At 68.0% G+C, this 26,808-nt stretch carries 21 protein-coding genes and 1 pseudogene; 9 read left to right on the top strand and 13 right to left on the bottom strand.

Annotation, left to right across the window (positions count from 1 at the left end):
* Positions 1 to 18: 18 nt before the first annotated feature.
* The 3 genes from GM656_RS16490 to GM656_RS16480 are packed head-to-tail and all read right to left on the bottom strand — an operon-like array spanning position 19 to position 3,892.
* Complete coding sequence (locus tag GM656_RS16490) at positions 19 to 1,107, bottom strand: ABC transporter permease (RefSeq protein ID WP_162414796.1); 1,089 nt, start codon at positions 1,105 to 1,107, stop codon at positions 19 to 21.
* A complete protein-coding gene (locus GM656_RS16485) occupies positions 1,100 to 2,989 on the bottom strand; it encodes an ABC transporter permease (RefSeq protein ID WP_162414795.1) in 1,890 nt (629 codons plus the stop codon). The genes GM656_RS16490 and GM656_RS16485 overlap by 8 nt, the downstream gene beginning before the upstream one ends.
* Entirely contained in the window at positions 2,990 to 3,892 is a 903-nt protein-coding gene (locus tag GM656_RS16480) for an ABC transporter ATP-binding protein (RefSeq protein ID WP_162414794.1), read from the bottom strand.
* 60 nt (positions 3,893 to 3,952) lie between these two features.
* On the opposite strand from GM656_RS16480, the gene GM656_RS16475 reads away from it, so the two are divergent.
* Positions 3,953 to 4,381 (top strand): SRPBCC family protein, encoded by a 429-nt coding sequence (locus GM656_RS16475; protein WP_162414793.1) that lies wholly within the window; start codon positions 3,953 to 3,955, stop codon positions 4,379 to 4,381.
* 41 nt (positions 4,382 to 4,422) lie between these two features.
* On the opposite strand, the gene GM656_RS16470 is transcribed toward GM656_RS16475, so the two are convergent.
* From GM656_RS16470 to sucC, 6 genes are all read right to left on the bottom strand, one after another.
* Entirely contained in the window at positions 4,423 to 5,430 is a 1,008-nt protein-coding gene (locus GM656_RS16470) for a sensor histidine kinase (RefSeq protein ID WP_162414961.1), read from the bottom strand.
* Between the two features lie 280 nt (positions 5,431 to 5,710).
* Entirely contained in the window at positions 5,711 to 5,947 is a 237-nt protein-coding gene (locus GM656_RS16465; protein ID WP_162414792.1) for a transcriptional regulator, read from the bottom strand.
* 222 nt (positions 5,948 to 6,169) lie between these two features.
* A complete protein-coding gene (locus tag GM656_RS16460) occupies positions 6,170 to 7,162 on the bottom strand; it encodes a sensor histidine kinase (protein WP_162414791.1) in 993 nt (330 codons plus the stop codon).
* Between the two features lie 43 nt (positions 7,163 to 7,205).
* Positions 7,206 to 7,337 (bottom strand): hypothetical protein, encoded by a 132-nt coding sequence (locus GM656_RS19550; RefSeq protein WP_277815061.1) that lies wholly within the window; start codon positions 7,335 to 7,337, stop codon positions 7,206 to 7,208.
* A gap of 60 nt (positions 7,338 to 7,397) precedes the next feature.
* A complete protein-coding gene (gene sucD / locus GM656_RS16455) occupies positions 7,398 to 8,270 on the bottom strand; it encodes a succinate--CoA ligase subunit alpha (protein ID WP_162414790.1) in 873 nt (290 codons plus the stop codon).
* Positions 8,267 to 9,415 carry an ADP-forming succinate--CoA ligase subunit beta gene (sucC, locus tag GM656_RS16450; RefSeq protein WP_162414789.1) on the bottom strand — a complete coding sequence of 383 codons (1,149 nt, stop codon included), beginning with the start codon at positions 9,413 to 9,415 and terminating at the stop codon, positions 8,267 to 8,269. Before sucC ends, sucD begins: the two co-directional genes overlap by 4 nt.
* 230 nt (positions 9,416 to 9,645) lie before the next feature.
* Here sucC and GM656_RS16445 point away from each other — a divergent pair, with 230 nt between their 5' ends.
* On the top strand, positions 9,646 to 10,395 hold the full coding sequence (locus GM656_RS16445) for an NAD-dependent protein deacylase (RefSeq protein ID WP_162414788.1): 750 nt from the start codon (positions 9,646 to 9,648) through the stop codon (positions 10,393 to 10,395).
* Positions 10,396 to 10,446: 51 nt separating this feature from the next.
* Here the strand turns inward: GM656_RS16445 and GM656_RS16440 are convergent, their stop codons facing one another.
* A complete protein-coding gene (locus GM656_RS16440) occupies positions 10,447 to 10,875 on the bottom strand; it encodes a DUF5793 family protein (RefSeq protein ID WP_162414787.1) in 429 nt (142 codons plus the stop codon).
* Positions 10,876 to 10,977: 102 nt separating this feature from the next.
* Here GM656_RS16440 and GM656_RS16435 point away from each other — a divergent pair, with 102 nt between their 5' ends.
* From GM656_RS16435 to GM656_RS16415, 5 genes are all read left to right on the top strand, one after another.
* Positions 10,978 to 11,478, top strand: coding sequence for a TIGR04206 family protein (locus tag GM656_RS16435; protein WP_162414786.1), 501 nt, complete (start codon positions 10,978 to 10,980; stop codon positions 11,476 to 11,478).
* A 172-nt stretch (positions 11,479 to 11,650) separates the two neighbouring features.
* Positions 11,651 to 13,279, top strand: a complete 1,629-nt coding sequence (locus GM656_RS16430; RefSeq protein ID WP_162414785.1) for a type II/IV secretion system ATPase subunit — start codon at positions 11,651 to 11,653, stop codon at positions 13,277 to 13,279.
* Between the two features lies 1 nt (position 13,280).
* Positions 13,281 to 15,722, top strand: coding sequence for a type II secretion system F family protein (locus GM656_RS16425; protein WP_162414784.1), 2,442 nt, complete (start codon positions 13,281 to 13,283; stop codon positions 15,720 to 15,722).
* A 38-nt stretch (positions 15,723 to 15,760) separates the two neighbouring features.
* Positions 15,761 to 17,419, top strand: a complete 1,659-nt coding sequence (ligA, locus tag GM656_RS16420) for an ATP-dependent DNA ligase LigA (protein ID WP_162414783.1) — start codon at positions 15,761 to 15,763, stop codon at positions 17,417 to 17,419.
* Positions 17,420 to 17,530: 111 nt separating this feature from the next.
* The gene (locus GM656_RS16415; RefSeq protein WP_162414782.1) at positions 17,531 to 18,277 is read left to right on the top strand and encodes an MBL fold metallo-hydrolase; all 747 of its coding nucleotides are present in this window, start codon (positions 17,531 to 17,533) and stop codon (positions 18,275 to 18,277) included.
* 27 nt (positions 18,278 to 18,304) lie between these two features.
* Here the strand turns inward: GM656_RS16415 and GM656_RS16410 are convergent, their stop codons facing one another.
* Positions 18,305 to 19,411: a DNA topoisomerase IV subunit A gene (locus GM656_RS16410; RefSeq protein WP_162414781.1), complete on the bottom strand. Its 1,107-nt coding sequence runs from the start codon at positions 19,409 to 19,411 to the stop codon at positions 18,305 to 18,307.
* A gap of 1 nt (position 19,412) precedes the next feature.
* A complete protein-coding gene (locus GM656_RS16405) occupies positions 19,413 to 21,803 on the bottom strand; it encodes a DNA topoisomerase VI subunit B (RefSeq protein WP_162414780.1) in 2,391 nt (796 codons plus the stop codon).
* A gap of 143 nt (positions 21,804 to 21,946) precedes the next feature.
* On the opposite strand from GM656_RS16405, the gene gyrB reads away from it, so the two are divergent.
* Together gyrB and gyrA are read left to right on the top strand one after the other, a co-directional pair.
* Positions 21,947 to 23,875 carry a DNA topoisomerase (ATP-hydrolyzing) subunit B gene (gyrB, locus tag GM656_RS16400; protein WP_162414779.1) on the top strand — a complete coding sequence of 643 codons (1,929 nt, stop codon included), beginning with the start codon at positions 21,947 to 21,949 and terminating at the stop codon, positions 23,873 to 23,875.
* A complete protein-coding gene (gene gyrA, locus GM656_RS16395; RefSeq protein WP_162414778.1) occupies positions 23,872 to 26,319 on the top strand; it encodes a DNA gyrase subunit A in 2,448 nt (815 codons plus the stop codon). Before gyrB ends, gyrA begins: the two co-directional genes overlap by 4 nt.
* Before the next feature lie 312 nt (positions 26,320 to 26,631).
* Here gyrA and GM656_RS19385 read toward each other — a convergent pair.
* Positions 26,632 to 26,808, bottom strand: a pseudogene (locus GM656_RS19385) (NAD(P)/FAD-dependent oxidoreductase); the annotation flags it as partial.

Genomic DNA, 26,808 nt, shown 5'->3' with positions numbered 1-26,808 from the left:
CGAAAAAGGTTCGGCGCGTCAGAGCGCCTCGGCGGCCACGCGGTCGACGTAGACCCGGGCCAGCGCGTAGCCGGCGACGGCAACGGCCACCGTCCCCGCGACGTGGCCGTAGGTCACCAGCGTGGGGCTGTCGACGGCCAGCTTCGCCACCGTCGTCGCCGGGTGCTCGGGCAGGAGGACGGCCCCGCCGAAGACGACCAGCGTCAGCACCGAGTACAGCAACTGGGCCGGCCGTCGCCGCCGGAGCGTGATTCCCAGGACGACGCCGAGGGTCACGACCACGACGGCGACGGCCGTGACGAACAGCGTGATCGCCGCCAGGTTCGAGACGGCGATGCCGTTCGCGGACAGCAGGGCGACCCACAGCAGCGCCTGGACGGGGGCGAGCAGGACCATCCCGAGCGCCTTCCCGTCGACGATGTCGAGCAGCGACACCGGGGCGACACGCAGCAGTTCGAGCGTCCCGCGCTCGATCTCTTCGGTGACGGTGTCGACGACCACCGAGCCGCTGATGAACGCCGGCAGGAACAGGAGTAGCGGTATCAGGATGGTGTAGGTGAAGCCGAAGTACTGGCTCGCGCTGACCGAGCGGGGGAGCGGCACCGGCGGCTCGTCGAGGTGGGCGGTCCGCTCGACGCGCTCCTGCCGTTCGAGCGCGCTGAGGGTCCGCCGGACCTCCACGACGATGAGCGTCGATCGGATACTCCCCTCGGGGACGGTCGCAGTGACGCCGATGCGCCGGCCCGACCCCGCCGCCGACGGCACGTAGTCGCCGCGCAGTATCGCGTCGACCTCCCGGCGCTCGAACGCGCGCTGCGCGGCGGCCTCGCGCTCGAAGACCGTCGCGCTGGCTCGCTCCTGCCGTGCGGCGGCCGCTTCCAGTTCGTCGCGGGCGTCCCCGGTGACGGCCAGTTCGACCTCGCCGGCCGAGACCGAACTCGGGTCGTACAGCGACGTGAGGCCGACGACGAGGAACGACGAGAAGGCCGCGACGAACAGCTGGATGAGCAGGGCGAGAACGATGGTCTTCTCGCGGGAGAGCGACCGGACGTCCCGGCGGGCGACGACGAGCCGCGGGTCGCGCCAGAGCGGGCGGTCGTCAGACAAAGGCGCTCACCACCGCGAGGTTGTAGGCGAAGTGAACCACGACGGCGAGGCCGAGGCCGCCGAGGTAGGCGCGCCAGCCGCGACTCGCCCCCACGGACGAGATGGCCGCCGTCACCGCGTGGAGCGCCAGCGGGAACAGGAACAGCAGGCCCGCGACCCACAGCGGCAGGCCGGCGGGCAGGACCGTCCCCTGGAGCGCCGCCTCGCCGATGGGCAGGGTCTCCAGGTTCGAGAGCCGCGCGATGAGCAGCCCCTTCTCCGCGACGAAGAAGCCCAGCCCCGAGAGCGCGCCGACGGCGAGCGCCGACCGGAGCGTCCGCTCGTAGCGGGCGTGCTCGTAACCTGCGTAGACGTGCAGGCTCTTGGCCACCTCCTCGATGACGACGATGACGCCCAGTACGAGAACGACGCCGAGCGATTGGTTCGTCCCGAAGAGGTTCAGCGAGACGGAGTCGAGGACGAACAGGAACGCGACGGCGGCCAGTTCGGCGACGACGACCAGCGGCAACAGGAAGACGCTCATCTTCAGCGCGCTCCGGCGCGACGTGATGCGCCCGGCCAGCGCGTCGAGCACCTTCAGCGGGATGGGGCGCTGGGTGAACAGGTCCTCCTCACGGTAGAGGCCGGCCCCGAGGCCGAACAGGACCAACCCGGTCAGCAGCGGGGGCGTCGTCGAGAAGACGAACGACGAGAGCGGAATCGCTCGCCCGGTCAGGTCCATCACGACGAGCGTGAGCGGCGAGATGAGCGCGATGGGCGTCACGTCGGTGAAGATGGCCGGAACGAACGCGTAGGAGGTCAGCGACACTGTCACCGTCACCGTCACGAACGTGAGTTCCTTGAACGAGCGGGCGAACATCGCCCCGCAGAACGTGGCCGAGAGGAACAGCACGACGAGTGGGACGACCGCGAGCACCGCGACGTAGCTTCCGGACGGGGCGACGTTCCCGAACCGAAGCGCGGCGGTGATGAGCGCCGTCACGCCGACGGCCCCGAGGAGGTACGGGAGCGTCTTGCCCCCGATGATGTCGCCGCGAGACGCGGGCGTCACGAGCAGGAGTTCCCCCCGGCGGTTGAGCCGCTCGGAGAGCATCGACGAGCCGTAGGCCTGGATGACGAAGTTCATCGGGACGACGTAGAGGAACGCGAGCACGAGCGACTCGAACGGGAACGGCGGCGAGATGTCCGACGGCGTGCCCCCTTGCACCTCGCCGGTCAGGCGCGCACCGAGCGCGCCGAGGTTCGCACCGCTACCGCCCGCTGCCTCGCCCGTGCCGCCGCTCGTCGACGAGCCGCCGCTGCCGCCGGCCGCCGACCCGTCGCCGCTGCCGCCGTCACCGCCGCCGGAGCCGTCCGTACCGCTGCCGCCGTCGGCGCTCCCGTCACCGCTACCCTCTGACCCGCTCCGCGAATCGAGCGCGCTGCTTCCGTTCTGCTGCGCGTAGACGAGCGTCACGGACACCGGGAACGCGGCGCTCCGGTTGTCGTCGCGGGCCATCGTCCGGTCGTTGTACCCTTCAGTGCTGGAGCGGAGTTCCGCGAGTGCCGCCCGCTCTTTCGCCGTCCGCGGGACGCTCCGTAGCTGGGTCCCGCGGTAGAGCAGTTCCTGCTCGTGGCGCTCGACGGCCGCGGGGTCCGGCTCGCGGACGGCGAACGTCGGGTCGTCGGCCGCCACGTCGCGGTACGGGCTGTCGTCGTCGACGCCGATGCGATAGATACCCGCGTCCATTCCCGCGCCGCCGGCCCCGCTAACTGCGACCGCCGCGACAGCGCCCATCGCGACGAGGGCCAGCGCCATCACGGCGAGCGTACGTCGGTCGACGCCACCGGCGTTCTTCGTCACCTCCCACTTCGCGATCCGCAGGAGCGTCCGCGGCCGCATCTACTCGGCGTCCCCCTCGACGTAACGCGACCCCGCGGTCCCCGCCTCTGCGACGTTGAGGAACACTTCCTCCAGACTGGACTCCTCCGTGCGGATGTCGACCACGTCACCGCCGCCGGCCTCGGCCCGCTCGCGCGTCTCCTCGACGGCGTCCATGCTCTCGACGACCCGCCGGTAGGTACCGTTCTCCCCGACAGCGTCGGGCACGTCGACGGTCGTGTAGACGTGATAGCGCGTGTGACCGTACTCGGCCTGGAGTTCGTCCAGGTCGCCCCTGGCGACGATCTGCCCCTCGTTCATGATGGCGACGCGGTCACAGATGGACTCGACGTGAAAGAGGTTGTGCGCCGAGAAGACGATGGTCTTGCCCGCCTCGGCCAGCTGTTCGGTGAACTCGATGACGTAGTTCGTCGTCAGCGGGTCCAGTCCCGACGCCGGCTCGTCGTAGATGAGCACGTCGGGGTCGTTGATGAGCGACCGGGCGATGGCGACCTTCCGCTTCATCCCCTTGGACATGTCCCCGAGCTTCCGGTCGCGGTGTTCCAGTTCCAGTTCGTCCAGCGTGTCGTGCATCCGCTCCTCGGCCACGTCGGCGGGCACGTCGTAGAGGTCCGCGAAGAACGTCAGATACGAGACTGGCGTCATCTCCTCGTACAGCGGCGACTCCTCCGGGAGGAAGCCGAGCCGCTGTCGCATCTCGGCCGTCCCCGTGTCGAGGCCCGCGATTTCCGCGTGCCCGCTCGTGGGTTCCAGCAGGCCCGCGAGCATCTTCAGCGTGGTCGTCTTGCCGGCCCCGTTCGGTCCGATGATGCCGAACACCTCGCCGCGGTCGACCGAGAACGTACTGCCCTGTACGGCGACGAAACCGCCGTACTCCTTGCGAATGTCCCGGGCTTCGATCATCTTGGCGTGGCTTGCGAGCGGACCAACCTATACCTTGGCTCCGCCCTATCCATTCTGATAATGCCACTCGGACTCGGCGACGCGACCGCCGCGCTCGAACGGACTCCCGACGGCCGACGGCTCGTCGTCCGCCGCGAGACAGCGGTCCCCGCCGCAGCGGTCTGGGACGTGCTGACCGACACGCATTGCTGGCCCGCCTGGGGACCATCGGTGTCGGCCGTCGACTGCGCCGACCGGTACGTCGAGCACGGCACGACCGGTCGGGTACGAGTCGTCGGGGCGGTCTGGCTCCCGTTCGAGGTGACGGACTGCCGGGACTACCGCTGGACGTGGGACGTGGCGCGCCTCCCAGCGACGGGTCACTTCGTCGAGGAGCGAGACGGCGGCTCGGTCGTGGGTTTCGAAATTCCCCCGCTGGCGAGCGGGTACGCACCGGTCTGCGCGCGGGCCTGTCGCCGCATCGAGGCGATTGCGGACGGGCGGGACTGATCTGCCCGTGAGCCCACCGCTCGAAGCGCCGCCCGAACCGGTCACGATCCGCGCGCGGTTTCGGAGGGACGGACCGCCGCCGGGACCCGACTGTCGACCCCAGTGATTTCGAACCGGGTACCGCCCTCGTCGCTCTCCGTCACGGCCAGTTCCCACCCGTGAGCGTCGACGATCCGCTGGACGATCGCCAGTCCCAGTCCGCCCTCTCCGTCTGTGGTCGAGTAGCCGTCTTCCAGCACGGCCTCGCGCTTCTCCGGCGGGATCCCGGGGCCGTCGTCGGCCACGTAGAAGCCGCCGTCGGTCGAGCCGACGCGGACCGTCAGGTCCCCGGTGCAGTCGTCGTCAAACGCGTTCTGACTTCCCCTGGAACTGTGCTCTACCGAATTTCGAAAGAGGTTCTCGAACAGGTGGCGAAGCCGGTCGGGGTCCGCCTCGATCGTGTGGGTGACCTCGTTCCGGAGCGTCGCCGCCCCCGTCGGGACCGACTGCCAGCTCTGATCGACGAGGTCGCGCAGGTCGATCAGCTCGGTGTCGCTGATGACGTGGCCGCTCCGGGCCAGAAGCAGCGTCTGGTCGATGATCGTCCCCATCCGGTCGAGCGCGGCAGCGGCGGTGTCGAGCCGCGGGGAGTCGTGCTCCCGCCGGGCGAGTTCGACGTTCCCCGACGCGACTTCCAGCGGATTCCGGAGGTCGTGAGCGACGAGAGAGGCGAACTCGTCCAGGCGTTCGTTGCGCCGTTCGACGGCCGCTCGTTGCAGTCGGTGTCGCTCCGCCTCGACGGCGCGAGCGATGGCTCGGGCCTCGAACACGCCGATAGCCAGCCCGCCGGCACCGCCGACGGCCGCGGCGAACAGCGCCCAGCCCAGGTCGCCGCTCACCGTGCCCGTCGGCCAGGCCGCGATCATCGCCAGATTCAACAGCAGGAAGCTACCGAGGCCCCCGGCGAACCACGCCCCGATACGAGGGTACTGCGTCGGCGACAGGTCCGCGCGTTCGAACCACAGGCCGGCGACGACGATGCTCAGCGCGAACGGAGAAACCGAGAGCAGACTGAGGAGGTACACGAAGCTGAGACCGGACCACGTCGGGACCCCCTGAAAGTGGAGCTGTGATCCGATGTGCGTCACCAACAGCAGCGCGCCGACTCCCTGGACAACCGTCGGGACGTACGTCACGGCAGGCCGATACTCGCGCGCTTCCGAGGTCACTCGTTACACCACCATCGGAATAGAGCGGGATAAGGTCGTTGGCCGTCGAGACGGCTCGGCGAGGGTGAACGGCCGCTACGAGCGGTCGTGATACTCGACTGGTACGTGGGCCGGGTAGGTCCTACTGCTTCGCGACGCGTGCGTCGGATACCTTGTGAATATCGTCGTCGATTCCGGAGCCGTCGCAGTCCTCGTTCGGGCATCGATAGTGCCAGCCGTCTTCCGTCGCCGCCCGCTCCGTGAACCGGTCGCCGCACTCGTCGCAGTAGAGCTGGCCGGCCGAACACGTGTCCCGGTGGAGTTCGAGTTCGAGTTCTGTCCCGAAGGTCCGCTTGCAGTTCCGACAGATATGAGTCATATTCGATTGTACTGAGTCAACCCTTATAGCGATACCGGAACGTTCACGGCCCCTTCTTTCCGTTGTCGGTAGATTAGACCATCCCGCCGTCGGTCGATTTTCAGTGCATGAAAGACTACGATTACTGACCAGTAATGGTCGTCAGATTGATTCGTCGCCGGATGGGTCGAGTCGCCGCCACCGCGTCGCGACACCAGCGTTAGATCGGGTCGCCGACCCGCGCTACGCCGAGACGGACACGTCGATCCGGGCGCCGCCGTCCGCGCTCTCCCCGGCGACGACGGTCCAGCCGTGCGCTCGAGCGATCACCCGGGCGAAGAAGAGTCCGTACCCCTCGCCGTTCCGCGTCGTTCCGTACCCCAGTTCGAACACGTCCTCGCGCTCGTCGTCGGGGATGCCGGGGCCGTCGTCGGCCACGTAGAACCCGACGTCCGTCTCGCCGACCGTCACCGTCACGGCCTCGCCGCCGTGGTCGACGGCGTTGTCGAACAGGCGTTCGAACAGCAGACGGAGGCGGTCCGGATCGGCGTCGACCGTCCCCTCGGTCGCGACTTCGAGCGTCGCGCCCCCGCGGTCGGCCGCCGACCACGCGTCCCTGGCGACATCGGCGAGCGAGACGTCCTCCGGATCGGTGACCGGGCGGCCGACGCTCCCGATGCGCGAGAGGTCGGTGAGAAACGACTCCACGCGGTCGACCGACCGGCGCAGCGGCTCCTCGTGTGGCTCGCCGACCTCCATCAGGTCGAGTCGGCCCATGACGACGTTGAGCGGGTTCTTCGCGTCGTGTGAGATACCGCTGGAGATGTCGTCCCACTGCGCCGTCGCGGTCCGCCAGTCGGTCGGCCAGCGCTTCGCGTAGGCTTCGAGCCGCGCGGCCAGCAGTTCAGCATCCACGTCCGCGGGCAGGTAGTCCGTGACGCCTGCCATCAGTGCTGTCTCCACGCGGTCCGGGTCTGGATCCGCGGCGAGGACGACGACGGGGACCGCGTCGTCGACGGCCCGGAGCGCCTCGAACACGTCGATCCCGTCGTCCTCGCCGTCGCCGACGACGACGGCTCTGACCGTTCCGTCGGCGAGGCGGTCCCGGACGGCGGCCCGGTCGGCGACCGCTTCGACCGAGACCGGGGAGTCGTCGAGCGCGTCGGACAGGTCCGAGACGCGGTCTGTCGCTTCGGTTCCGACGGCGAGATACACGGACCCACGGGCGAGCGTCATCGCGTGGGCATACGAAAACGGGCGATAAGAAACCGTCGCTGGCCTACAGCAGGTCTTCGATGTGGTCCGCGACTTCCTCCGGCGTGTCGCCGACCGGCACGCCGATAGACTCACTCCGTTCGTCTATCGAGCCCTGCGCTCGGGGCGGGTCTCCCGCCGGTCGACCGCGCCCCATTCGCGCAGGACGCCGTTGTTCTCCAGGGCGGTGATCGTCGACGCCGGGTTTCATCTCCTGTTACAGCAGGTCTTCGATGTGGTCCGCGACTTCTTCCGGCGTGTCGCCGACCGGCACGCCGTTGTTCTCGAGGGCGTTGATCTTCGACTCGGCGGTCCCGGTCCCGGAGCCGGAGACGATCGCGCCGGCGTGGCCCATGCGCTTGCCCGGCGGGGCGGTGCGGCCGGCGATGAATCCGGCGACGGGCGTGTCCATGTTCTGGCCGATGAAGCGGGCGGCCTCCTCCTCGTCCTCGCCGCCGATCTCGCCGCACATGACGACGGCGTGGGTGTCGGGGTCGGCTTCGAACAGTTCGAGCGCGTCGATGAAGTCCGTCCCGATGATCGGGTCGCCGCCGATGCCGATGGCGGTCGTCTGCCCGAGGCCGCGGTCGGTGAGGTTGTCGACGACCTGGTAGGTCAGCGTACCCGAGCGGGAGACGAGGCCGACGTTCCCCTCGGAGAAGATGTTACCGGGCAGGATGCCGAGCTTGGCGACGCCGGGCGTGATGACGCCGGGGCAGTTCGGCCCGACGAGGTGCGTGTCGGTCTCCTGCTGCTTGCGGTAGACCCGCGCCATGTCCTGGGTCGGGATGCCCTCGGTGATGGCGACGACGAGGTCGATGCCCTTCGCGTCCAGCGCCTCGAAACAGGCGTCGGCCGCGAACGCGGGCGGCACGAACACGACGGAGGCGTTGGCGTCCTCCTCGCGGGCGGCCTGCTGGACCGTGTCGTAGACCGGGACGCCGGCGACTTCCTGCCCGCCGCGGCCGGGGACGGCCCCGGCGACCACGTTGGTGCCGTACTCCAGCATCTGTTCGGTGTGGAACTTCCCTTCACCGCCGGTGATTCCCTGTACAACGACGCGCGTGTCTTCGTCGACTAGCACACTCATGCTTCCACCTCCTTCGCGTATTCGACTGCACGCTGGACGGCGTCCTCCAGCGTGTGCTCGACCGTGACCAGGTCCTCGTTCAGGATCTCCATCCCCTCCTCGGCGTTCGTGCCGGCGAGGCGGACGGTGACGGGCTTCGGAATCTCGTCGAACTGCTCCAGGGCCTGGTTGATCCCGTTGGCGACCTCGTCGCCGCGGGTGATGCCGCCGAAGATGTTGAAGACGACCGAGTCGACGTTGTCGTCAGAGAACACCATGTCGAGGGCGTTCGCGATGCGGTCGGCCTTCGCGCCGCCGCCCACGTCGAGGAAGTTAGCCGGCTCGCCGCCGTAGTAGTCCACGAGGTCGAGCGTCGTCATCACGAGGCCCGCGCCGTTGCCGATGATGCCGACGTTCCCGTCGAGACGGACGTAGTCGAAGCCGTACTCGTCGGCCTTCTGTTCGAGTTCGTCGCCCTCTTCCGCTTCTTCGCCCATCTCCGCGATTTCGGGCTGGCGGAACAGCGCGTCGTCGTCGATGTTCATCACGGCGTCTGCCGCGATGACCTCGTCGTCGCTCGTGATCATCAGGGGGTTGACCTCGACGTCGCTGCCGTCGCGGTCGTCCCAGAGCTGGTAGAGCGTGGTCAGGACGCTCGCCACGTCGTTGGCCACGTCGCGGTCGACGCCGGCCTCGTAGACGACCTTCCGGGCCTGGAAGGGGTGCATCCCGAACGCGGGATCGATGTGCTCGCGGGCGATGGCGTCGGGGTCTTCCTCGGCGACCTCCTCGATGTTGACGCCGCCCTTCGTCGAGACCATGGCGACCGGCTCGCCCTCGCCGCGGTCCATCGTCACGCCGACGTACAGCTCGTTGACGAAGTCGACGGCCTCCTCGACGAGGACCTTCGAGACGTGGTAGCCCTTGAGGTCCATCCCGAGGATGGCGTCGGCGGCCTCCTCGGCCTCCTCCTTGTTCTCGACGAGCTTGATGCCGCCGGCCTTGCCGCGGCCGCCGACGTGGACCTGTGCCTTGATGGCGACCGGATACCCGATATCCTCGGCCGCGTCGACGGCCTCGTCCACCGTTGTAGCTAGCTGCGATGCGGGCGTGGGAACTCCCGCGTCAGCGAAGACTTGCTTCGCCTGGTATTCGTGCAAGCGCATGTCATGCGGACAGGCGAGCGGTGACGATTTAAATCCGTCTTTATCGAACGCTCGGAAGCGCCGGCTCGAATTCGATATCCATCGAACGGTCGGTTATCGTCGGGAAAGGTCGACGAACATCCAGGCACGCGCAGGCGTCGACCCCGGCGGGTGACAGGGGCGGCGCGAGCGTCCGCCAGTCGGCGCGCGAGATAGGTGCGGTTTTTGCTCCGGCTGCCCTACGCCCGCCCGTGACCGACGAGACACTCGACGCCGTCACCGAAGCGCTCGGAACCGCCGAGACGGCCGTCGCGCTCACCGGAGCGGGCGTCTCGACGGCCTCGGGCATCCCGTCGTTCCGCGGCGAGGACGGCGTCTGGGACCGTCACGACCCGATGGACTTCCACCGGCGGCGACTCGACGCCGACCCGGCCGGGTTCTGGGCGGACAGACTCTCGCTGCGCGAGTCCATCTACGGCGACCTCGACCCCGAGCCCAACGCCGCCCACGAGGCGCTGGCGCGACTGGAGGCGGCGGGACACCTCGACGCGGTCCTCACGCAGAACATCGACGGCCTGCACGACGCCGCCGGGACCGAGCGCGTCGTGGAACTGCACGGCACGCACCGATACGTCGCCTGCGACGACTGCGGGGACCGCCGGCCCGCCGACCCGGTGTTCCAGCGGGCGGGCGACGGCGACCTCCCGCCCCGGTGTGACTGCGGCGGCGTCTACCGGCCCGACGTGGTCCTGTTCGGCGAGGCGCTCCCCGACGCGGCGATGAACGAGGCCCAGCGCCTCGCCCGCGACAGCGACGTGTTCCTCGCCGTCGGCTCGTCGCTGTCGGTCCGGCCGGCGTCGCTCCTGCCGAAGCTCGCGGCCGACGCGGGCGCGACGCTCGCCGTGATAAACTACGACGAGACCCCGCGCGACGGGGACGCCGCCTTCGTCCTCCGCTCGGACGTGACGGAGGCGCTGCCGGCGCTCGTCGAGCGGCTCTGAGCGCGGCGAAAACGGCGGGCTATACGCCGAACGGGCGTCGAGTCCGCGACGCTACAGCTCGACGCCGCCGGGAATCAGGCTCCGTCCGCGGAGCAGGCTCCCGTCGTGATCGTAGACGAGCAGCGTGCGCTTCTCGTAGACGCGCGTGTCGTCCTCGCCGACGGTCAGTCGGATCTCGAACGACGGGTGTTCGCTGCCCTCCGCGGCGGTGACGAGCGACTCGATGTCGGCCGCCGGCGCGGTGGCCTCGAAGAGGTACTCGCCCGTGTGTCGGTTCGTCAGCGACAAGACCCCCATGTCCTCGTCGGGCTGGCGGCGGAAGGTCACGTCGATCTCCCCCGCGTCGAGCGTCTCCCCCGCTACTGTGGTGAGGCGTTCGCTGAGTTCCGCTGTCGGCCCGTCGTACTCGATCGAGAGCGTCGGGGCGTCGTCTTCGGCGGCCGCGGCCTGGATGTCGACGGTGAAGTAATCACGCCTCATTCCGGTAACTACCAGTACGTCTCCCGGCCAAATGAACGTACCGGCGAGGCGACCGCCGGTATCGGTAGCTTTTACCGGGCCGGTGCACGCTCTGACAGTAGCATGGCGTGGGTGAAATCCGAGTACGCGGGCGAGTTCGCGGTCCTCGCGACCTGGCTCGTGGGGCTCGCCCCCTGGTCGGTGTCCCTGTTCGAGGTCCAGCGCGTGACGGTCGTCGCCCTGCGCTTTCTGCCCTTCCGGTTCCAGTTCATCTTCGGCGCGACGCTCACCGGCGAGCGGCCGTTCCTCTGGACCTGGCAGATCGGCGGCTTCCAGGAGTCCGCGCCGCTCGCGCTCGCCGGCACCATCGCCACCGCGGCGCTCGCCCTCTACCTCCTCCCGCTCGGTCTCAGTCTCGTCTACTACCGCGCCGAGGACCGCGTCGAGGCGGCGCTCCCGGTTGACCCGGTCAGGGTGTTCGGCGTCCTGCTCGGCCTCGTCGGCCTCGCCGCGCTCGCGGCCAGCGGGCTGTTCGTCGCGTCGTTCCCCGGCGTCACCGTCCCCGTCGGACCGTTCGTCGCCCTCGTCCTGTCGGCGCTCCTGCTGACCGTCGACCGGGCCTGAATCCCGTTGTCGGTGACGACCGGCCCAGCGGTATCGCGGGGCGGGTCCGTCCGGTCCGCCGACCGCCTGGCGATTGTACGCGTGATAATTTGGCGAGCGAATTTAAGTAGGAGCATCCGATAGCAGGGGGTAGACTCTGGGGACGCCGCGTTGTCGCCCCATCAGACCACCGATGTCGAACCCAGAACCACCAGACCCCGGCGATATCGTCTCCGACCCGCTGGGTCACGTCCGGTCGTGGCTCTCGCGGACGGCGACGGTCCTCTCCGGATCGGCCGTCCCGACGGCGAACTACGACCCCGCCCGCCACGGCCGCCTCGTCGAGTTCGACGGGCTGGACGGCTACCAGGAGATCGAACGCTACTGGCTGAACGCGCCCTTCGCGTTCGTCTCCATCAACCACGACCCGGAGCGCGACGAGAATCGGTATCACGTCGTCGAGCCGTCGCTCTCGTCCATCGAGCGGGAACTGCTCGACCGGCTGTTCGAAGACATCCGAATCCCGCTCATATACCGCGAGGACGTCGATACGGACCCGGAGCGCGTCCTCGAGGAGGAACTCGAGGCCAGGCTCGAAGAGTACGGCGTCGTCATCGAACCGGAGACGTTCTACCGGCTGTTTTACTACCTCTACCGGTCGTTCCAGGGCTACGGTCACATCGACCCCCTGATGCACGACCCCGCCATCGAGGACATCTCCTGTGACGGGGCCGGCCTCCCCATCTTCGTCTATCACGACCGCTACACCGATATCGAGACGAACGTCACCTACGACGCCGCGGAGTTGAACGACTTCGTCATCCAGCTCGCACAGCGCTCCGGCCGGCACATCTCGGTCTCCGACCCGGTCGTCTCGACGACGCTCCCGGACGGCTCGCGCATCGAACTCGCGCTCGGCGAGGAGGTGACGCCACGCGGGTCGGCCTTCACCATCCGGAAGTACGCCGACGAGCCGTTCACGCCCATCGATCTGCTGGAGTACGGCACGTTCTCCGTGGAGATGCTCGCGTACCTCTGGCTCGCCATCGAGTCCAACAAGTCGCTCATCTTCGCGGGCGGGACCGCCGCCGGCAAGACCACGTCGATGAACGCGCTGGCGATGTTCCTCCCGCCGCGCTCGAAGGTGCTCTCCATCGAGGACACCCGCGAGCTGTCGCTGTACCACGACAACTGGCTCTCCTCGGTCACGCGCGAGCGCCTCGACGAGTCAGACATCACGATGTACGACCTGCTGCGCTCCGCGCTGCGCCACCGGCCGGAGTACATCATCGTCGGCGAGGTGCGCGGTGAGGAGGCCATCACGCTGTTCCAGGCGATGAACACCGGCCACACGACGTTCTCGACGATGCACGCCGACTCCGTCCAGACGGTCATCAACCGACTGGAGAACGAGCCCATCAACGTCCCGCGACCGATGGTCCAGAGCCTCGATATCCTCTGCGTGCAGGTGCTCGGCCGCTCGGGCGGCGAGCGCGTCCGTCGGGCGAAGACGCTCGCGGAGATCGAGGGTATCGACCAGCGGACGGGTGAACTCGACTACTCGAACACGTACAGCTGGCGGCCGACCGAGGACCGCTTCACCGAGAGCAACAGCGAACTGCTCGACGAGATCCGTGATGAGCGGGGCTGGTCCCAGTCCGAACTGCTCACCGAGCTTCGCGACCGCCAGCGGTTCCTCCGGTATCTCCAGCAACAGACCGTTTCGGACTATCGGAAGTTCACCGCGATGGTCAACAAGTACTACGCCGACAAGGATCGCGTCATGGACAGTATCGACGTCGACCCCGACGCGGTAGCCTGACATGGCCCTGAACCCGCTCGGACTGGCCCCGCTCGCCCTCGTCGTCGCTATCGTCGCACTGGTGCTGTACAGCACCGTCGACGAGACGTTCGACCGGAATATCACGAGACTCGCGCGCCGGCTGTTCGGCCGCTACGTCGGCCAGTCCGAGGAGCGCGAGCGCCATCTCGAAGCGGCCTACGTCGGCGAGACCTACCGCGGCTACGCGGCCCGGACGCTGCTGTACGCCGCTGGGGCGGCCGTCGCCGGGGCCGTCGCCGGTGCGTACGCCGTCGGCGGATTCCTCCTGGTCATCCCCGACCTCGTGACCCTCGCGCAGGGCCTGCCGTCGACGATGGTGACGGCGTTCGGTCTCCGCGACTTCGAACTCGTCCTGACGCCGACCCAGACGCTGTACGTCATCATCGCGGGCGGAATCGCCTCCGGCGTCCTCAGCGCCCTCCTCACGTACCTCGTCCGCTGGGAACAGCCCAAGAACCGGGCGGACGTGCGGGGCCGGAACATCGACGCCGGGATGGCCCGAACCATCGCGTTCATGTACGCGCTCTCTCGGGGCGGGATGTCGTTTCCCGACGTGTTGCGCGTCCTGGCCCGGAACCAGGCGATCTACGGTGACACGGCGAAGGAGGTCGGCGTCGCGGTCCGGGAGATGGACCTGTTCGGCCGGGACATGATCTCGGCGCTCAGGCACATGTCGCGCCGGACGCCGAGCGAGACGTTCAGGACGTTCTCGGAGAACCTCGGCAGCGTTCTCCAGAGCGGCCAGTCGCTGTCGTCGTTCCTCTACGAGCAGTACGAGCGCCACCACGAGGAGGCCGCCGAGCGTCAGGCGGACCTGCTCGAACGGCTGGCGACGGTCGCCGAGGCGTACGTCACCGTCTTCGTGGCCGCGGTCCTGTTCCTGATGACCATCCTGCTCGTGTTCGGACTGACGACGACGGACACGCTGTGGCTGTTACAGCTGATGGCGTACCTCGTCATCCCGCTCGCCAACGTCGGGTTCATCGTCTATCTGGACCTCAAACTCCAGTCGCTGGGCATCGCCGACTTCGGCGTGACGGACGTGCTCGACAGACACGAGACGACCACGTTCGGGAAGCCGGCTCCGGCGGCCAAGCAGGCGGAGGTGACCGACGGCGGCGTCGTTCCGGCCGACGAGGCGAACCGGCTCCGGCTTCGGTTCTACGACCGCGTCCAGTCCGTCCGCGAACTGCTTCGCTCGCCGGTGGAGTCGCTGGTCTGGAACCCCCGGTACGTGCTGTACATCGCCGTCCCCGTCGCGCTGCTGTTGCTCGCGCTCCGACTGCCCGCCGCGCTGCAGGCGTCGACGGTCAACGTCCGCACCGCCGACGACTACGTCATCCAGGCCGCGCTGTTGATTCTCGGGCCGTTCGCGCTGGCGCGCTGGGTGTACGCCCGCCGGCTGGCCCGCATCGAGACGGCGACGCCGGACCTGCTCGAGCGGCTGGCGAGCCTGAACGAGGCGGGGATGACCGTCGTCGAGAGCCTCCGGCGCGTGCGCGGGAGCGACCTCGGCGTGCTCACGCCCGAGATGGACCGTATCTGGGCCGACATCTCGATGGGCGCGAACGTCGACGACGCCCTCGTGCGATTCGGTCGCCGAGTCCGGACCGCGTCGGTCACGCGCGTCGTGACGCTGCTGACCAACGCGATGCACGCCTCGGGCGAACTCGGCCCGGTGTTCCGCATCGCGGCGACCCAGTCTCGGGCGGATCTCCGGCTGAAGCGCCGCCGCCAGCAGCAGATGCTCACCTACCTCGTCGTCATCTACGTCGCGTTTCTGGTGTTCCTCATCATCATCGTCGCCGTCCAGGAGGTGCTGGTCCCGAGCCTGCCGTCGAACGTGCCGACGCCGCCGTCGTCGAACCGCCTCGGCGTCGACGCCAGCCAGTTCGCCCGCTTCGGACGGGTCGACAAGGCCGCCTACACGCTCGTGTTCTTCCACACCGCGCTGATCCAGGCGGTCCTGACCGGCTTCGTCGGCGGTCAACTGGGCGAGGGAAGCCTCAGGGACGGCGCGAAGCACGCTGCAGTGTTGCTCGGCGTCGCCTACGTCGCGTTCATCCTGCTGTCCTCGCCAGTCGCCTCGATGACCGTGACCAGTCCGGCCGTGGCCGGCGACCAGCTCACCGTCGAGTCGGCGTCGCTCTCAGAGGGCGGCTTCCTCGTCGTCCACCGCTACGAGGAGTCAGGGCGCGTGATCGGGACCTCGGAGTACCTCTCGGCCGGGACGCACCGCGACGTTCGCATCGAACTCGACGGGCCACCCCCCTCCGGCCAGCCGCTCGTCCTCGTCGCCCACCAGGACACGAACGAGAACGAGCGTTTCGACTACGTCTTCGGCGCGTCGGGGTCGCCCGACCGCCCCTACGCGGCGGCGTCGGCGGGCGAGAACGTCACCGTCACGCACACGGTCGGGTGACGCTGGGTTTACGGTCACCAACGAGGTACTGACGCCCGATGGAGTTCGCCGCCTTCGCCGACCGCGCCGAAGAGATCGAAGCCGAGAGCGCAGACACCGCCATCACCGACGCGGTGACCGCGCTGTTTTCCGACGCCGGCGACGACCTCGCGACGCTCGCTCGCTTCGTCCAGGGCCGGGTGTTCCCCGCCCACGAGTCTCGGACGCTCGACGTCGGTCCGCGGCTCTGCTACGAGGCAATCGCTCGGGCGGCGGGACGGAACGTCGACGCCGACGACGTGGAGCGGCGGCTGGCCGAGCGCGGCGAGATCGGGGCCGTCGCGGCCAGCTACGACTTCGGCGGTCAGCGGGGGCTCGCCGCCTTCGGCGCGGGCGGCGACGACGCCCTCACGGTGGCCGAACTCGACGCCGAACTCCGGGCGCTGGCCGCCGTCGACGGCGACGGCAGTCAGGGGACGAAAGTCGACATCCTCTTCGGGCTGTTCAACCGCTGTTCGCCCTCGGAAGCCGCCTTCCTCGCTCGGCTCGTCCTCTCGGAGATGCGCATCGGCGTCGGCGAGGGGACGGTCCGCGACGCCGTCGCGGTCGCCTTCGACGCGCCCGTCGAATCCGTCGAACGCGCGCTCCAGGTCTCGAACGACTACGGCCACGTCGCCGAGGTGGCCCGCGACGAGGGCGAATCCGGGCTGGAGGCCATCACGCTCGAGATCGGCCGGCCCGTCCAGGCGATGCTCGCGCAGGCCGGGACCGTGACCGGGGCGCTCGACGACTGGGAGCGCGTCGCGGTCGAGTGGAAGTACGACGGCGCTCGCGTGCAGGTCCACTTCGACGGCGAGGACGCCCGCCTGTTCTCCCGGAACATGGAGGAAGTCACCGACCCGCTCCCGGAGGTCGTCGAGCGAGTCGAGTCGGCGCTGTCCGCGCCCGCCATCCTCGACGGCGAGGTCGTCGCGGTGGACGACGGCGGCGACCCGCTCCCCTTCCAGGAGGTGCTCCGGCGCTTCCGGCGCAAGCACGACGTGGCCGCGACCCGCGAGGACGTGGCGGTCCGCCTCCACGCCTTCGACTGCCTGCACGCCGACGGCGAGGACCTCCTCAACGCGCCGCTCTCGGAGCGCCACGACCGCCTCGGCTCGCTGTGCGCCGCCGACGGCGACCTCGTCTCCGCGGTCCGACTCTGTGACACGACCGACGAGATCGAGGAGATCGAGACGGCGGCCCTCGCCGCCGGCCAGGAGGGCATCATGCTGAAGGACCCCGACGCGGCGTACACCCCCGGCAAGCGGGGCAAGCGCTGGCGCAAGCGCAAGCCCGACGTGGAGACGCTGGACTGCGTCGTGACCGGCGCGGCGTGGGGCGAGGGACGCCGGGCGAACGTCCTCGGCACGTTCGAACTCGCCGTCCGGACCGACGGCGGCTACGCCACCGTCGGCAACGTCGCCACGGGCCTCACCGACGAGGAACTCGACGATCTGACCGAGCGCTTCGAGGCCCACGTCCGAAGCGAGGACGGCCGCGAGGTCGATTTAGACCCCGCGGTCGTCTTCGAGGTCGGCTACGAGGAGATCCAGGCCTCGCAGTCCTACGACTCGGGGTACGCCCTGCGCTTCCCCCGGTTCCGCTCGGTCCGGGAGGACAAGTCCCCCGCGGACGCCGACTCGCTGGAGCGGGTCGAACGGCTCGCCGGCGACGGCTGACGGGATGATCGCCGGCGACGGCTGACCGAGACGATCGGCGACGACGACTGACCGCGTCTCGCGAGGGGCCGGACCGACACGCGTAATGGTCGCCTCCGTGAACGGTCGCCCATGACAGTCCGACACGACGGCATCACCGCGGAGTGGCTCGGCTACGCGACCCTCCGACTCGAAGGCGAAGATACCGTGGTCTACTTCGACCCCGGTCGCTACGGCGTCCTCACCGGCGAGTGGGAACCGGACACGCCCGGCGTCGGCCACCCGCCGACGCGCGACTACGCCCCGAAGGACGGCGACATCGTCTGCGTGACCCACGTGCACCACTACGACCCCGACGGCATCCGCCGCGTCGCGAGCGACGACGCCACCGTCGTCGCCTGCGAGGGCATCAACGTCCACGCCTCCGACCGCGACCTCGACCGCCTCGCCGACCTCGACTACGAGGTGCGCGAGGTCTCGACGGAGGCAGACATCCTGGTCGACGGCGTGCCCGTCTGGACCGTTCCGGCGTACAACCACGAGGACGGGCGGAACGTCGAGGACGACGGCACGCCAATCCACCCGAAGGGCATCGGCTGTGGCTTCCTCGTCTCCGTCGACGACACCTGCGTGTTCTGGACCGGCGACACCGACGTGCTGGAGGGCCACGCGGAACTGGACGTGTCGCTGTTCGTCCCCTCGATCGCCCAGAGCTACACGATGAACCGCCACGAGGCCGCCGACCTGGCCGAGGCGATGGACCCGGACCTCGTGCTCCCGATGCACTACAACACGTTCACGTCGCTCGAAGCCGACTCGGGCGCGTTCGCAGAGGACGTGGCTAAGCGCGGCGTGCCGGTCGTGCTGGACGAGAACTGACGCGCGATTCGAAGTGGCCCTGCGTGGCTACAACACGCCCATCTCGTCCAACCGCTCGGGCAGGTACGTGTCCGTCACGAAGTCGAGACCCCGGGAGGCCAGCGCCTGCTGTTCTGCCTTCTTGTTGATGTCGAGCTGGAGTTCGATCTGTTCGGTCCAGAACTCCGACTGGAAGCGCGGGTCCTCCAGTTCGCTCTCCAGGGCGTTGACGTCCGAGTCCGACAGCGGGTCCGTCGGTAGTTCGTACTCGACGATGTCCTCCGGGCGGATGCCGATGAACTGGGCCTCGGGGGTCGCCAGGTACTCCGAGAGGTGCGCGCTCTTGATGGAGCCGTAGGAGACCGACCCGAAGATGCGGTACGACCACGGGTCACCGTCAGTGAACACCGTGACCGGGAGGTCCAGTTCGTCGTGGAGGCGCTTGATGAGCCGCCGGGTCGCCCGTGCGGGCTGACCGCCGAGGTGAACGACCAGGGCGTCGTACTCGTCGTCGAAGCCGTTCTCGACGAGTCGGTCGCGCATGCCGCCGGTCTCCACGCAGAGGACGAACTCCGCGTCGTTGTCGAGGAACTCGATGGTGTCGGGGTTGTTCGGGATCTGGTAGCCGCCCTGCCCGACGTCGTCCTGGCAGTGAATCTCGCGGTCACCGCGGTTGGTCTGCTCGCGGAGGAGCAGCGGTCCCATCACTTTCGCCCCGGACTCCTCCGGGCGCATGTGGAAGTCCTCGCGTTTGACGTCGGAGACGATCTCCAAGTCCTCGATGAGGTTGTTCGACTCGTCCTGCGTGTTGAACTGGGCCTCGTCGAGGTCCCAGGACTCGGAGAGGTAGTACAGTTCACGCAGGGTCGACGAGCGGTCCTCCTCCAGTTGCTGGGAGAGGAAGTCGATCGTGTAGATGGCCTTCAGAATCTTCTCTGCCCCCGAGACGGTCTTGGCCGACCGCGTGGAGTTGCGGTCGCCGTACACCCAGACCTGCTCGTCCTCGTCGAAGACGATGTTCGACTTCGTCCGGGTGGGGATGGACATGGTCGGCACCTCGCCGCCGGCGAACTGGTCGTAGAACTCCGCCGCGAGGTCGATGAGTTGCCCGCGCGCTTCCTCCGATTCGGGTGTCGTGTCTGAGTCGGTGCTCATATCAGGCGTTCACCGTGAGTTTCTCGTCTTCGACGCCGTCGACCGAGACGGTGAACTCGGCTTCGTCGCGCACGCTGTACTCCAGGACGGCGGTGTCGCCGGCCTCGACGGTCGCGGACCACTTGACGAACCACTCGCCGTCCATCTCGACGACCGTCGCGCCGTTGGTGTCCTGTGGCTCGGCGGTAACGATGTCGGTCAGGTCGATGTCCGCGTTGGTGTCGTCGTTGTTCTCGACGGTCACGCGGACGGTGTCGCCGTCGACCTCGCGCTCAACGAGGACGTTGTTCATGATGCGCGCCAGCGAATCGTCGATCTCCAGTTCGTCGTTGCCCGTCACTTCGGTGAGCTTCTCGGCCATCTCCGGCAGAATGGTCGCCAGCTTGTCCTGCTTCTTGCGGCGCTGTTGCATCGACTGGCGCTTGTTCAGGTAGCTCTTGAGTTCGCGGGCCGCCTCCCGGATGGCGAGTTCGATCTCGTCTTCCATCTCGGGGACGTTCGCGATGGCGTCCTTGGACTCGCTGGTGAACGGCACGTTCGTCGAGGCGACGTGGACCATGATGACCGCCGGACCGTTGGGGATGCCCGAGCCGCCGGGCTGGTCGAGGTTGTAGTTGCGCCAGCGGATGGACTTGACCACGTCGGTCGTGGCACAGGCCCCGCGCTGGTAGACGAGCGGCACGCGGTTGGCGAAGCGCATCACGTCGACGCTGCCCTCGGCCTCGAGGTCGCCGCCGTAGGCGATACCGGCCTCGACGATGAAGGGGTCGCCGCCGTGGACCGCCGCGTCGCGCGTCGAGGCGGCGTAGAAGTCCGCGTCGAACTCCTTGCGAAGCCCCTCCTCGACCAGGTCGGCGCTGATCGGCGAGAGGCAGTCCGTCGGCGGCGCGATGATGTCCGTCTCGCGCATCGCCGAGAGCAGTTCGCTCGCCGTGTCGCGGTCGTCGGCCACGTCCGAGACCTTCGGCGGGTCCTCGGGGACTTGCACGGCCGCGGTCCAGAGTTCCTCCAGGACGTTCTCGCGGGCCGTCTCGCCGAACGTCGCGTCGTCCTGTTCCTCGGTCATGTCGGCCGCGCGGTCGACGTACTCGCGGAACTCGTCGCGCGTCAGGCGGTGGCGGCCCTCGTCGGCGAACTTGTCGGCGAGGCGACTTGCGAGTCCCTCGACCACGGCGTCGTCCTTTCGGACCGTCGTCGCCTCGTCGACCAGCGCGTAGAGGTCGCTCGTCCGCTCGCTCGTGACCGCGCTCCACGCGGCCTCGACGGCGTTCTCCCGGACCGTCGCGCCGAACGTAGTGTCGCCGTCTGTCTCGGCCTCGTCGGCCGCGTCGTCGACGATGGCTTCGATCTCGTGGTACGCCACGCGGTCGCGGTCGTGGATCGCGTCCGAGACGGCGGCGGCGAAGGTCGCGGTCGTCTCCGCGCCTTTGTTGGCGACGGCGGCCTCGACGGCGGCCTCGACGTCCGCGTCCTCGCCGACCTTCGGCGGCTGCCAGGCCATGCCGCGGCCATAGTGACGGTCGTTGAAGTTCGCGATGACGCTGTCGGCGGTCTTGCCACCCACACGAGTGAACTCCTCCTGGAGGAACCCAGAGATGGAGTACGAATCGGTGGCTTCGAGCATCTTCAGCAGGGTCCCGAGTTCGACCCCGTGAGGGTGGGGGCGGATCTCCTCGGTCTCGTCGGGGAGGACCGCGCCCTCGGCGCGCTCGAACTTCAGGGACTCCTCCAGCCCGGGTTCGTCGAACTCGATGCGGGCGTGGGGGTTGACCACGGCGGTGTCCTGGATGTAGTCACGGAGCGTCGACCGGGCGCGCATGTTGGCCTCCATCTCCAGTTCGATCCGGGTCCCGTGGGGTCGCTCCCACGTCGTCGTCTCGTCGACGCTGATCTCCGGTTCGTTCGTGTCGGTGTCGACGATGAGTTCGAAGTACTGCGCCTGGTCCTGGCCCTTCGGTCGGGACGTGATCTTCGCGGGCTTGCCGGAGGTCAACTGCGAGTAGAGGACGGCGGCGGAGATCCCGATACCCTGTTGTCCGCGGTTCTGCTCGCGGGCGTGGAACCGGGAGCCGTAGAGGAGTTTCCCGAAGATTTTGGGGGCCTGCTCTTTCGTGATACCGGGGCCGTTGTCCTCGACGACCAGCCGGTAGTAGTCACCGGCCTCCTGTATCTCGACGTAGATGTCGGGGAGGATACCGGCCTCCTCGCAGGCGTCGAGCGCGTTGTCGACGGCCTCTTTGACGGCCGTGACGAGCGCCCGGGCCTCCGAGTCGAAGCCCAGCATGTGCTTGTTCTTCTCGAAGAACTCGGCGATGGAGATGGCCCGCTGGGACTCGGCCAGCTCCTCGGCGATCCCCTCGCCCTCGCCGAGTCGCGACTGATACGAAGTCATTGTCGTGCGGTACGTACCGGCGTGGAGGTTAAAAGGTAATCGCCACCGGAGTGAAAGTGAACCGCGGGACGGGAGCCCCGCCGCTCGCTCGCGCGCGTGCGGGACTTTTATACGCTTCCCCCTGTTAGCAGGCGTAAGTTCCTATGTCAGGAGAGTCTGATGAGTACGGCGCAAAGTCGATCCAGACCCTCGAAGGGCTGGAAGCCGTCCAGAAGCGGCCCGCGATGTACATCGGGTCGACGGACGCTCGCGGTCTCCACCATCTCGTCTACGAGGTGGTCGACAACGCGATCGACGAGGCGCTCGCGGGATACTGCGACACTATCGACGTAACGATTCACGACGACGGCTCTGTCTCTGTCACTGACGACGGGCGGGGAATCCCCGTCGACGAACACGAAGAACACGGCCGTCCGGCCGTCGAGGTCGTGATGACGATCCTCCACGCCGGCGGGAAGTTCGACAACAAGTCCTACCAGGTCTCCGGCGGCCTCCACGGAGTGGGCGTCAGCGTGGTCAACGCCCTCTCGAAGTGGCTCGAAGTCGAGGTCAGGCGCGACGGCGCGCTCTGGAAACAGCGCTTCGACCACGGCAAACCGGAGTACGACCTCGAGCGCGTCCGGGACCTCGAACCCGACGAGGAGACGGGGACGACGGTCCGGTTCTGGCCCGACGACGACATCTTCGAGACCGGGGAGTTCGCGTTCTCGACGCTCGCCTCCCGCCTGCGCGAACTGGCCTTCCTCAACTCCGGCGTCGCTATCACCATCTCCGACGAGCGCGACGGCGAGGCGGAGACGTTCGCCTACGACGGCGGCATCCGGGAGTTCGTCGAGTACCTCAACGAGACCAAGGACCCGCTGCACCGCGACGTCATCTACTTCGAGGACGAGGAGGAGATCGCCGACGGGACCGTCCACGTCGAGATCGCCATGCAGGGCACCGACGACCTGCAGGGCTCGATCCACGCCTTCGCGAACAACATCAACACGCGCGAGGGCGGGACCCACCTCACGGGGTTCAAAACGTCGCTCACGCGCGTCGTCAACGACTACGCGACCGACAACGACCTGCTGAAGGACCTAGACGACACGCTGAAGGGCGACGACATCCGCGAGGGGCTGACCGCGGTCATCTCGGTCAAGCACCCGGACCCGCAGTTCGAGGGCCAGACGAAGACCAAGCTCGGCAACAGCGAGGTCCGCGGCATCGTCGAGTCGGCGATGCACGACGGCCTCGCGACGTTCTTCGAGGAGAACCCCGACACCGCCGAGGCCATCGTCGGCAAGGCCGTCGAGGCCGCGAAGGCCCGCAAGGCCGCGAAGAAGGCCGAGGAGCTGACGCGGCGCAAGTCGGCACTCGACTCGACGGCGCTGCCCGGCAAGCTCGCGGACTGCCAGACCCGCGAGCCCGAGGACGCCGAGCTGTTCATCGTCGAGGGCGACTCCGCCGGCGGGAGCGCGAAGCAGGGCCGCAACCCCGAGTTCCAGGCCATCCTCCCGATCAAGGGGAAGATTCTGAACGTCGAGAAACACCGTCTCGACCGGATTCTGGAGAACAACGAGATCCGGAACCTCATCACCGCGCTCGGAACGGGCATCGGCGACGAGTTCGACGCCGAGGACCTCCGCTACGAGAAGATCATCCTCATGACCGACGCCGACGTGGACGGGGCGCACATCAGGACGCTCCTGCTGACGCTGTTCTACCGCCACATGAAGCCGCTTCTCGAAGCGGGCAACGTCTACGCCTCCCAACCCCCGCTGTACCGCGTTCGCTACCGCGGCGACACGTACGACGCGATGACGGAGGAAGAGCGCGACCGCATCGTCGAGGAGAAGTGCGACGGAAACCCAACGCAGGTCCAGCGGTTCAAGGGCCTCGGTGAGATGAACCCCGAACAGCTCTGGGAGACGACGATGGACCCCGACAACCGCATCCTCAAGCAGATCACCATCGAGGACGCCGCGGCCGCCGACAAGATGTTCAACGTCCTGATGGGCGACGCCGTCGAACCGCGCAAGGAGTTCATCAAGGAACACTCCCCCGAAGCGGAGTGGGTCGACATATGAGTTCAGACGTTCCAGACGACGCCGACGTGCCGGCACAGCAGATCAAACACGTCCGCATCGAGGACGAGATGGAGCAGTCCTACATCGACTACGCGATGTCGGTCATCGCGGGGCGGGCGCTCCCCGACGTGCGCGACGGCCTGAAGCCCGTCCACCGGCGCATCCTCTACGCGATGCACGAGATGGGCGTCACCTCCAACACCGCCCACCGGAAGTCCTCGTCGATCATCGGCGAGACGATGGGTGACTACCATCCCCACGGCGACTCGGCCATCTACGACACGCTCGTCCGGATGGCACAGGACTTCTCGATGCGCTACCCGCTCATCGACGGGCAGGGCAACTTCGGCTCGATGGACGGCGACCCGGCCGCGGCCATGCGGTACACGGAGGCCCGGATGGACCCGATCGCCGAGGAGTTGCTCGAAGACATCGAGAAGGACACCGTCGACTTCTCCAGCAACTACGACGACCGTCTGCAGGAGCCGGACGTGCTCCCGGCGAAGGTCCCGAACCTCCTGCTCAACGGCTCGTCGGGCATCGCCGTCGGGATGTCGACCAACATCCCGCCGCACAACCTCGGCGAACTGGTTGACGCGACGGTCCACCTGCTGAACAACCCCGACTGCACCGTCGAGGACCTCATGGAACACGTCAAGGGGCCCGACTTCCCGACCGGCGGCAACATCGTCGGCCGCGACGCCATCTACTCGGCGTACACGACCGGTCGGGGCCGCCTCCGCGTCCGCGCGGAGTACGAGGTCGACCCCGAGGAAGGGCGCATCGTCATCTCCGAACTCCCCTACCAGGAGAACAAGGCCCGCGTCGTCGAGCGCATCGCCGAGGACGTAAACGAGGGGAAGATCGAGGGCATCTCGGACCTGCGCGACGAGTCCGACCGAAACGGCGTCCGAATCGTCGTCGAACTCAAGCGCGGCGCGAACGTCGACGTGGTCGAGAACCGCCTGCTCGACCACCACCTCGAATCCACCTTCGGCGTCATCAACCTCTCACTGGTCGACGGCCAGCCGCAGGTCCTCTCGCTGAAGGAGAGCCTCCAGCACTACATCGACCACCGCCGCGAGGTCGTCCGCCGGCGCTCCGAGTACGACCTCGCCGAGGCCGAGGACCGCGCCCACATCCTCGAAGGCCGCCTGAAGGCCTTAGAGAACGTCGAGGACGTGGTCGAACTCATCCGCAACAGCGAGGACCGCGACGCCGCGCGGGCGGGCCTGCAGGAGTCCTTCGACTTCTCCGAGGAGCAGGCCGCCCACATCGTCCGGATGCAGCTCGGCTCGCTCACCTCGATGGAGGCCACGGAGATCGAGGAGGAGTACGAGGAGGTCCAGGACACCATCGACTACCTCGAGTCCGTCCTCGCCAGCCGCGCGAAGCTCGACGGCGTCATCGCCGACGAACTCCGCGAGATCAAGGACGAGTACGACGACGACCGCCGAACCAGCATCATCGAAGACGAGGGGCAGGTCACCCACGAGGACCTCATCCCCGAGGAGGACTGCGTCGTCGTCATCACCGAGGACGACTACATCAAGCGGATGCCGGTCGAGAACTTCGACCCGCAGAACCGCGGCGGTAAGGGCATCATCGGAGCCGACCCCAAGGAGGACGACCGCGTCTCGAAGGTGTTCCGCGCCAACAGCCACGACTACCTCCTCTGTTTCACCAATCAGGGGCAGGTCTACCGGCTCAAGACCTACGAGATCCCGGAGATGTCCCGAACCGCACGGGGCAAGTCCGCCATCAACCTCATCGACCTGGACGACGGCGAGGAGCTGACCGCCGTCGTCTCGACCGACGAGTTCGAGGACGACGAGTGCATCACGATGGTGACCCGGAACGGCTACGTCAAGCGGACCTGCTGTACGGAGTTCGAGAACATCCTCTCGACGGGCATCATCGCCGCGAAACTCGAGGACGGCGACGAACTCGTCGACGTGGAGGTCACCGACGGAACCGGCGACCTCGTCATCGCCACCGAGGCGGGGATGACCATCCGCTTCAGCGAGAGCGAAGTGAGCGAGATGGGCCGATCCGCACGCGGGGTCAACGGCATCAAACTGCAGGGCGACGACCGGGTCGCGGCGATGGTCGCCACCGTCGACGCCGACGAGCGCTCGCTGCTGACCGTCACCGAACACGGCTTCGGCAAGCGAACGCTGCTCGACGAGTACCGCCGCCAGTCCCGATACGGGAAGGGCCTCATCGACATCAAGACCGACGAGCGAAACGGCCGCGTCTCGACGGCCAAGGCCGTCACCGACGACGACCACCTCGTCATCATGTCCGAGCGAGGCCAGATCATGCGCATCCGCGCCGGCGACGTGTCGCAGGTCGGCCGGAACACCAAGGGCGTGACGATCATGGAGTTGGCGGACGGCGACCGCGTCGCGAGCGTCACGGTCGTGCCGGTAGACGCAGAATAGCGAGCGCGAGCGAAGCGAGCGCCTTTTTCGCCCACGTTTTTCGAGGACGGGTCCCGCAGCGAGCGAAGCGAGCGAGGAACCCCGACGATGAAAAAGGTGGAAGCGGCGTGACGATCATGGAGTTAGCGGACGGCGACCGCGTCGCGAGCGTCACCGTCGTTCCAGCAGAGTCCGAGTAACGACCGCGAGCGGCCGTTTTTCGTCAAATCGCTACGATCACGAGCGCTGTCTCACATCGCTCGGAAACCACAGTTTTCGAATCGAGCGAGACAGCGGTCCGCGAACGAGGCGGCTGAAAAGAGACTGCCCTGTCTACATGTCGGGCCAGGCCTTGGCGGCCCGGCCGACCCCGGTCACGTCGGCGATCCAGCGGGCGGCGATCCCTTTCTTGAGCAGTTTCGCCGGGAGGCCGCCGAACGTCTCGACGGGGACGTTCATCACGTCGTGGGCCACCGCTTTTTCACCGACGGAGACGACCGTTCCCTTGTC

Source organism: Haloarcula salina, assembly GCF_010119195.1.
Lineage (GTDB): Archaea > Halobacteriota > Halobacteria > Halobacteriales > Haloarculaceae > Haloarcula > Haloarcula salina.
Note: the sequence above shows the minus strand (reverse complement) of the source record. Positions and strands in the feature narration are given on the sequence as shown.

Excerpts from the sequence above, each read along its gene's own strand:
- GM656_RS16485 (WP_162414795.1), bottom strand. The coding sequence starts at position 2,989 with ATGCGGCCGCGGACGCTCCTGCGGATCGCGAAGTGGGAGGTGACGAAG.
- GM656_RS16480 (WP_162414794.1), bottom strand. The coding sequence starts at position 3,892 with ATGATCGAAGCCCGGGACATTCGCAAGGAGTACGGCGGTTTCGTCGCC.
- GM656_RS16475 (WP_162414793.1), top strand. The coding sequence starts at position 3,953 with ATGCCACTCGGACTCGGCGACGCGACCGCCGCGCTCGAACGGACTCCC.
- GM656_RS16465 (WP_162414792.1), bottom strand. The coding sequence starts at position 5,947 with ATGACTCATATCTGTCGGAACTGCAAGCGGACCTTCGGGACAGAACTC.
- GM656_RS16460 (WP_162414791.1), bottom strand. The coding sequence starts at position 7,162 with ATGACGCTCGCCCGTGGGTCCGTGTATCTCGCCGTCGGAACCGAAGCG.
- GM656_RS19550 (WP_277815061.1), bottom strand. The coding sequence starts at position 7,337 with ATGGGGCGCGGTCGACCGGCGGGAGACCCGCCCCGAGCGCAGGGCTCG.
- sucD (WP_162414790.1), bottom strand. The coding sequence starts at position 8,270 with ATGAGTGTGCTAGTCGACGAAGACACGCGCGTCGTTGTACAGGGAATC.
- sucC (WP_162414789.1), bottom strand. The coding sequence starts at position 9,415 with ATGCGCTTGCACGAATACCAGGCGAAGCAAGTCTTCGCTGACGCGGGA.
- GM656_RS16440 (WP_162414787.1), bottom strand. The coding sequence starts at position 10,875 with ATGAGGCGTGATTACTTCACCGTCGACATCCAGGCCGCGGCCGCCGAA.
- GM656_RS16435 (WP_162414786.1), top strand. The coding sequence starts at position 10,978 with ATGGCGTGGGTGAAATCCGAGTACGCGGGCGAGTTCGCGGTCCTCGCG.
- GM656_RS16430 (WP_162414785.1), top strand. The coding sequence starts at position 11,651 with ATGTCGAACCCAGAACCACCAGACCCCGGCGATATCGTCTCCGACCCG.
- GM656_RS16425 (WP_162414784.1), top strand. The coding sequence starts at position 13,281 with ATGGCCCTGAACCCGCTCGGACTGGCCCCGCTCGCCCTCGTCGTCGCT.
- ligA (WP_162414783.1), top strand. The coding sequence starts at position 15,761 with ATGGAGTTCGCCGCCTTCGCCGACCGCGCCGAAGAGATCGAAGCCGAG.
- GM656_RS16415 (WP_162414782.1), top strand. The coding sequence starts at position 17,531 with ATGACAGTCCGACACGACGGCATCACCGCGGAGTGGCTCGGCTACGCG.
- GM656_RS16410 (WP_162414781.1), bottom strand. The coding sequence starts at position 19,411 with ATGAGCACCGACTCAGACACGACACCCGAATCGGAGGAAGCGCGCGGG.
- GM656_RS16405 (WP_162414780.1), bottom strand. The coding sequence starts at position 21,803 with ATGACTTCGTATCAGTCGCGACTCGGCGAGGGCGAGGGGATCGCCGAG.
- gyrB (WP_162414779.1), top strand. The coding sequence starts at position 21,947 with ATGTCAGGAGAGTCTGATGAGTACGGCGCAAAGTCGATCCAGACCCTC.
- gyrA (WP_162414778.1), top strand. The coding sequence starts at position 23,872 with ATGAGTTCAGACGTTCCAGACGACGCCGACGTGCCGGCACAGCAGATC.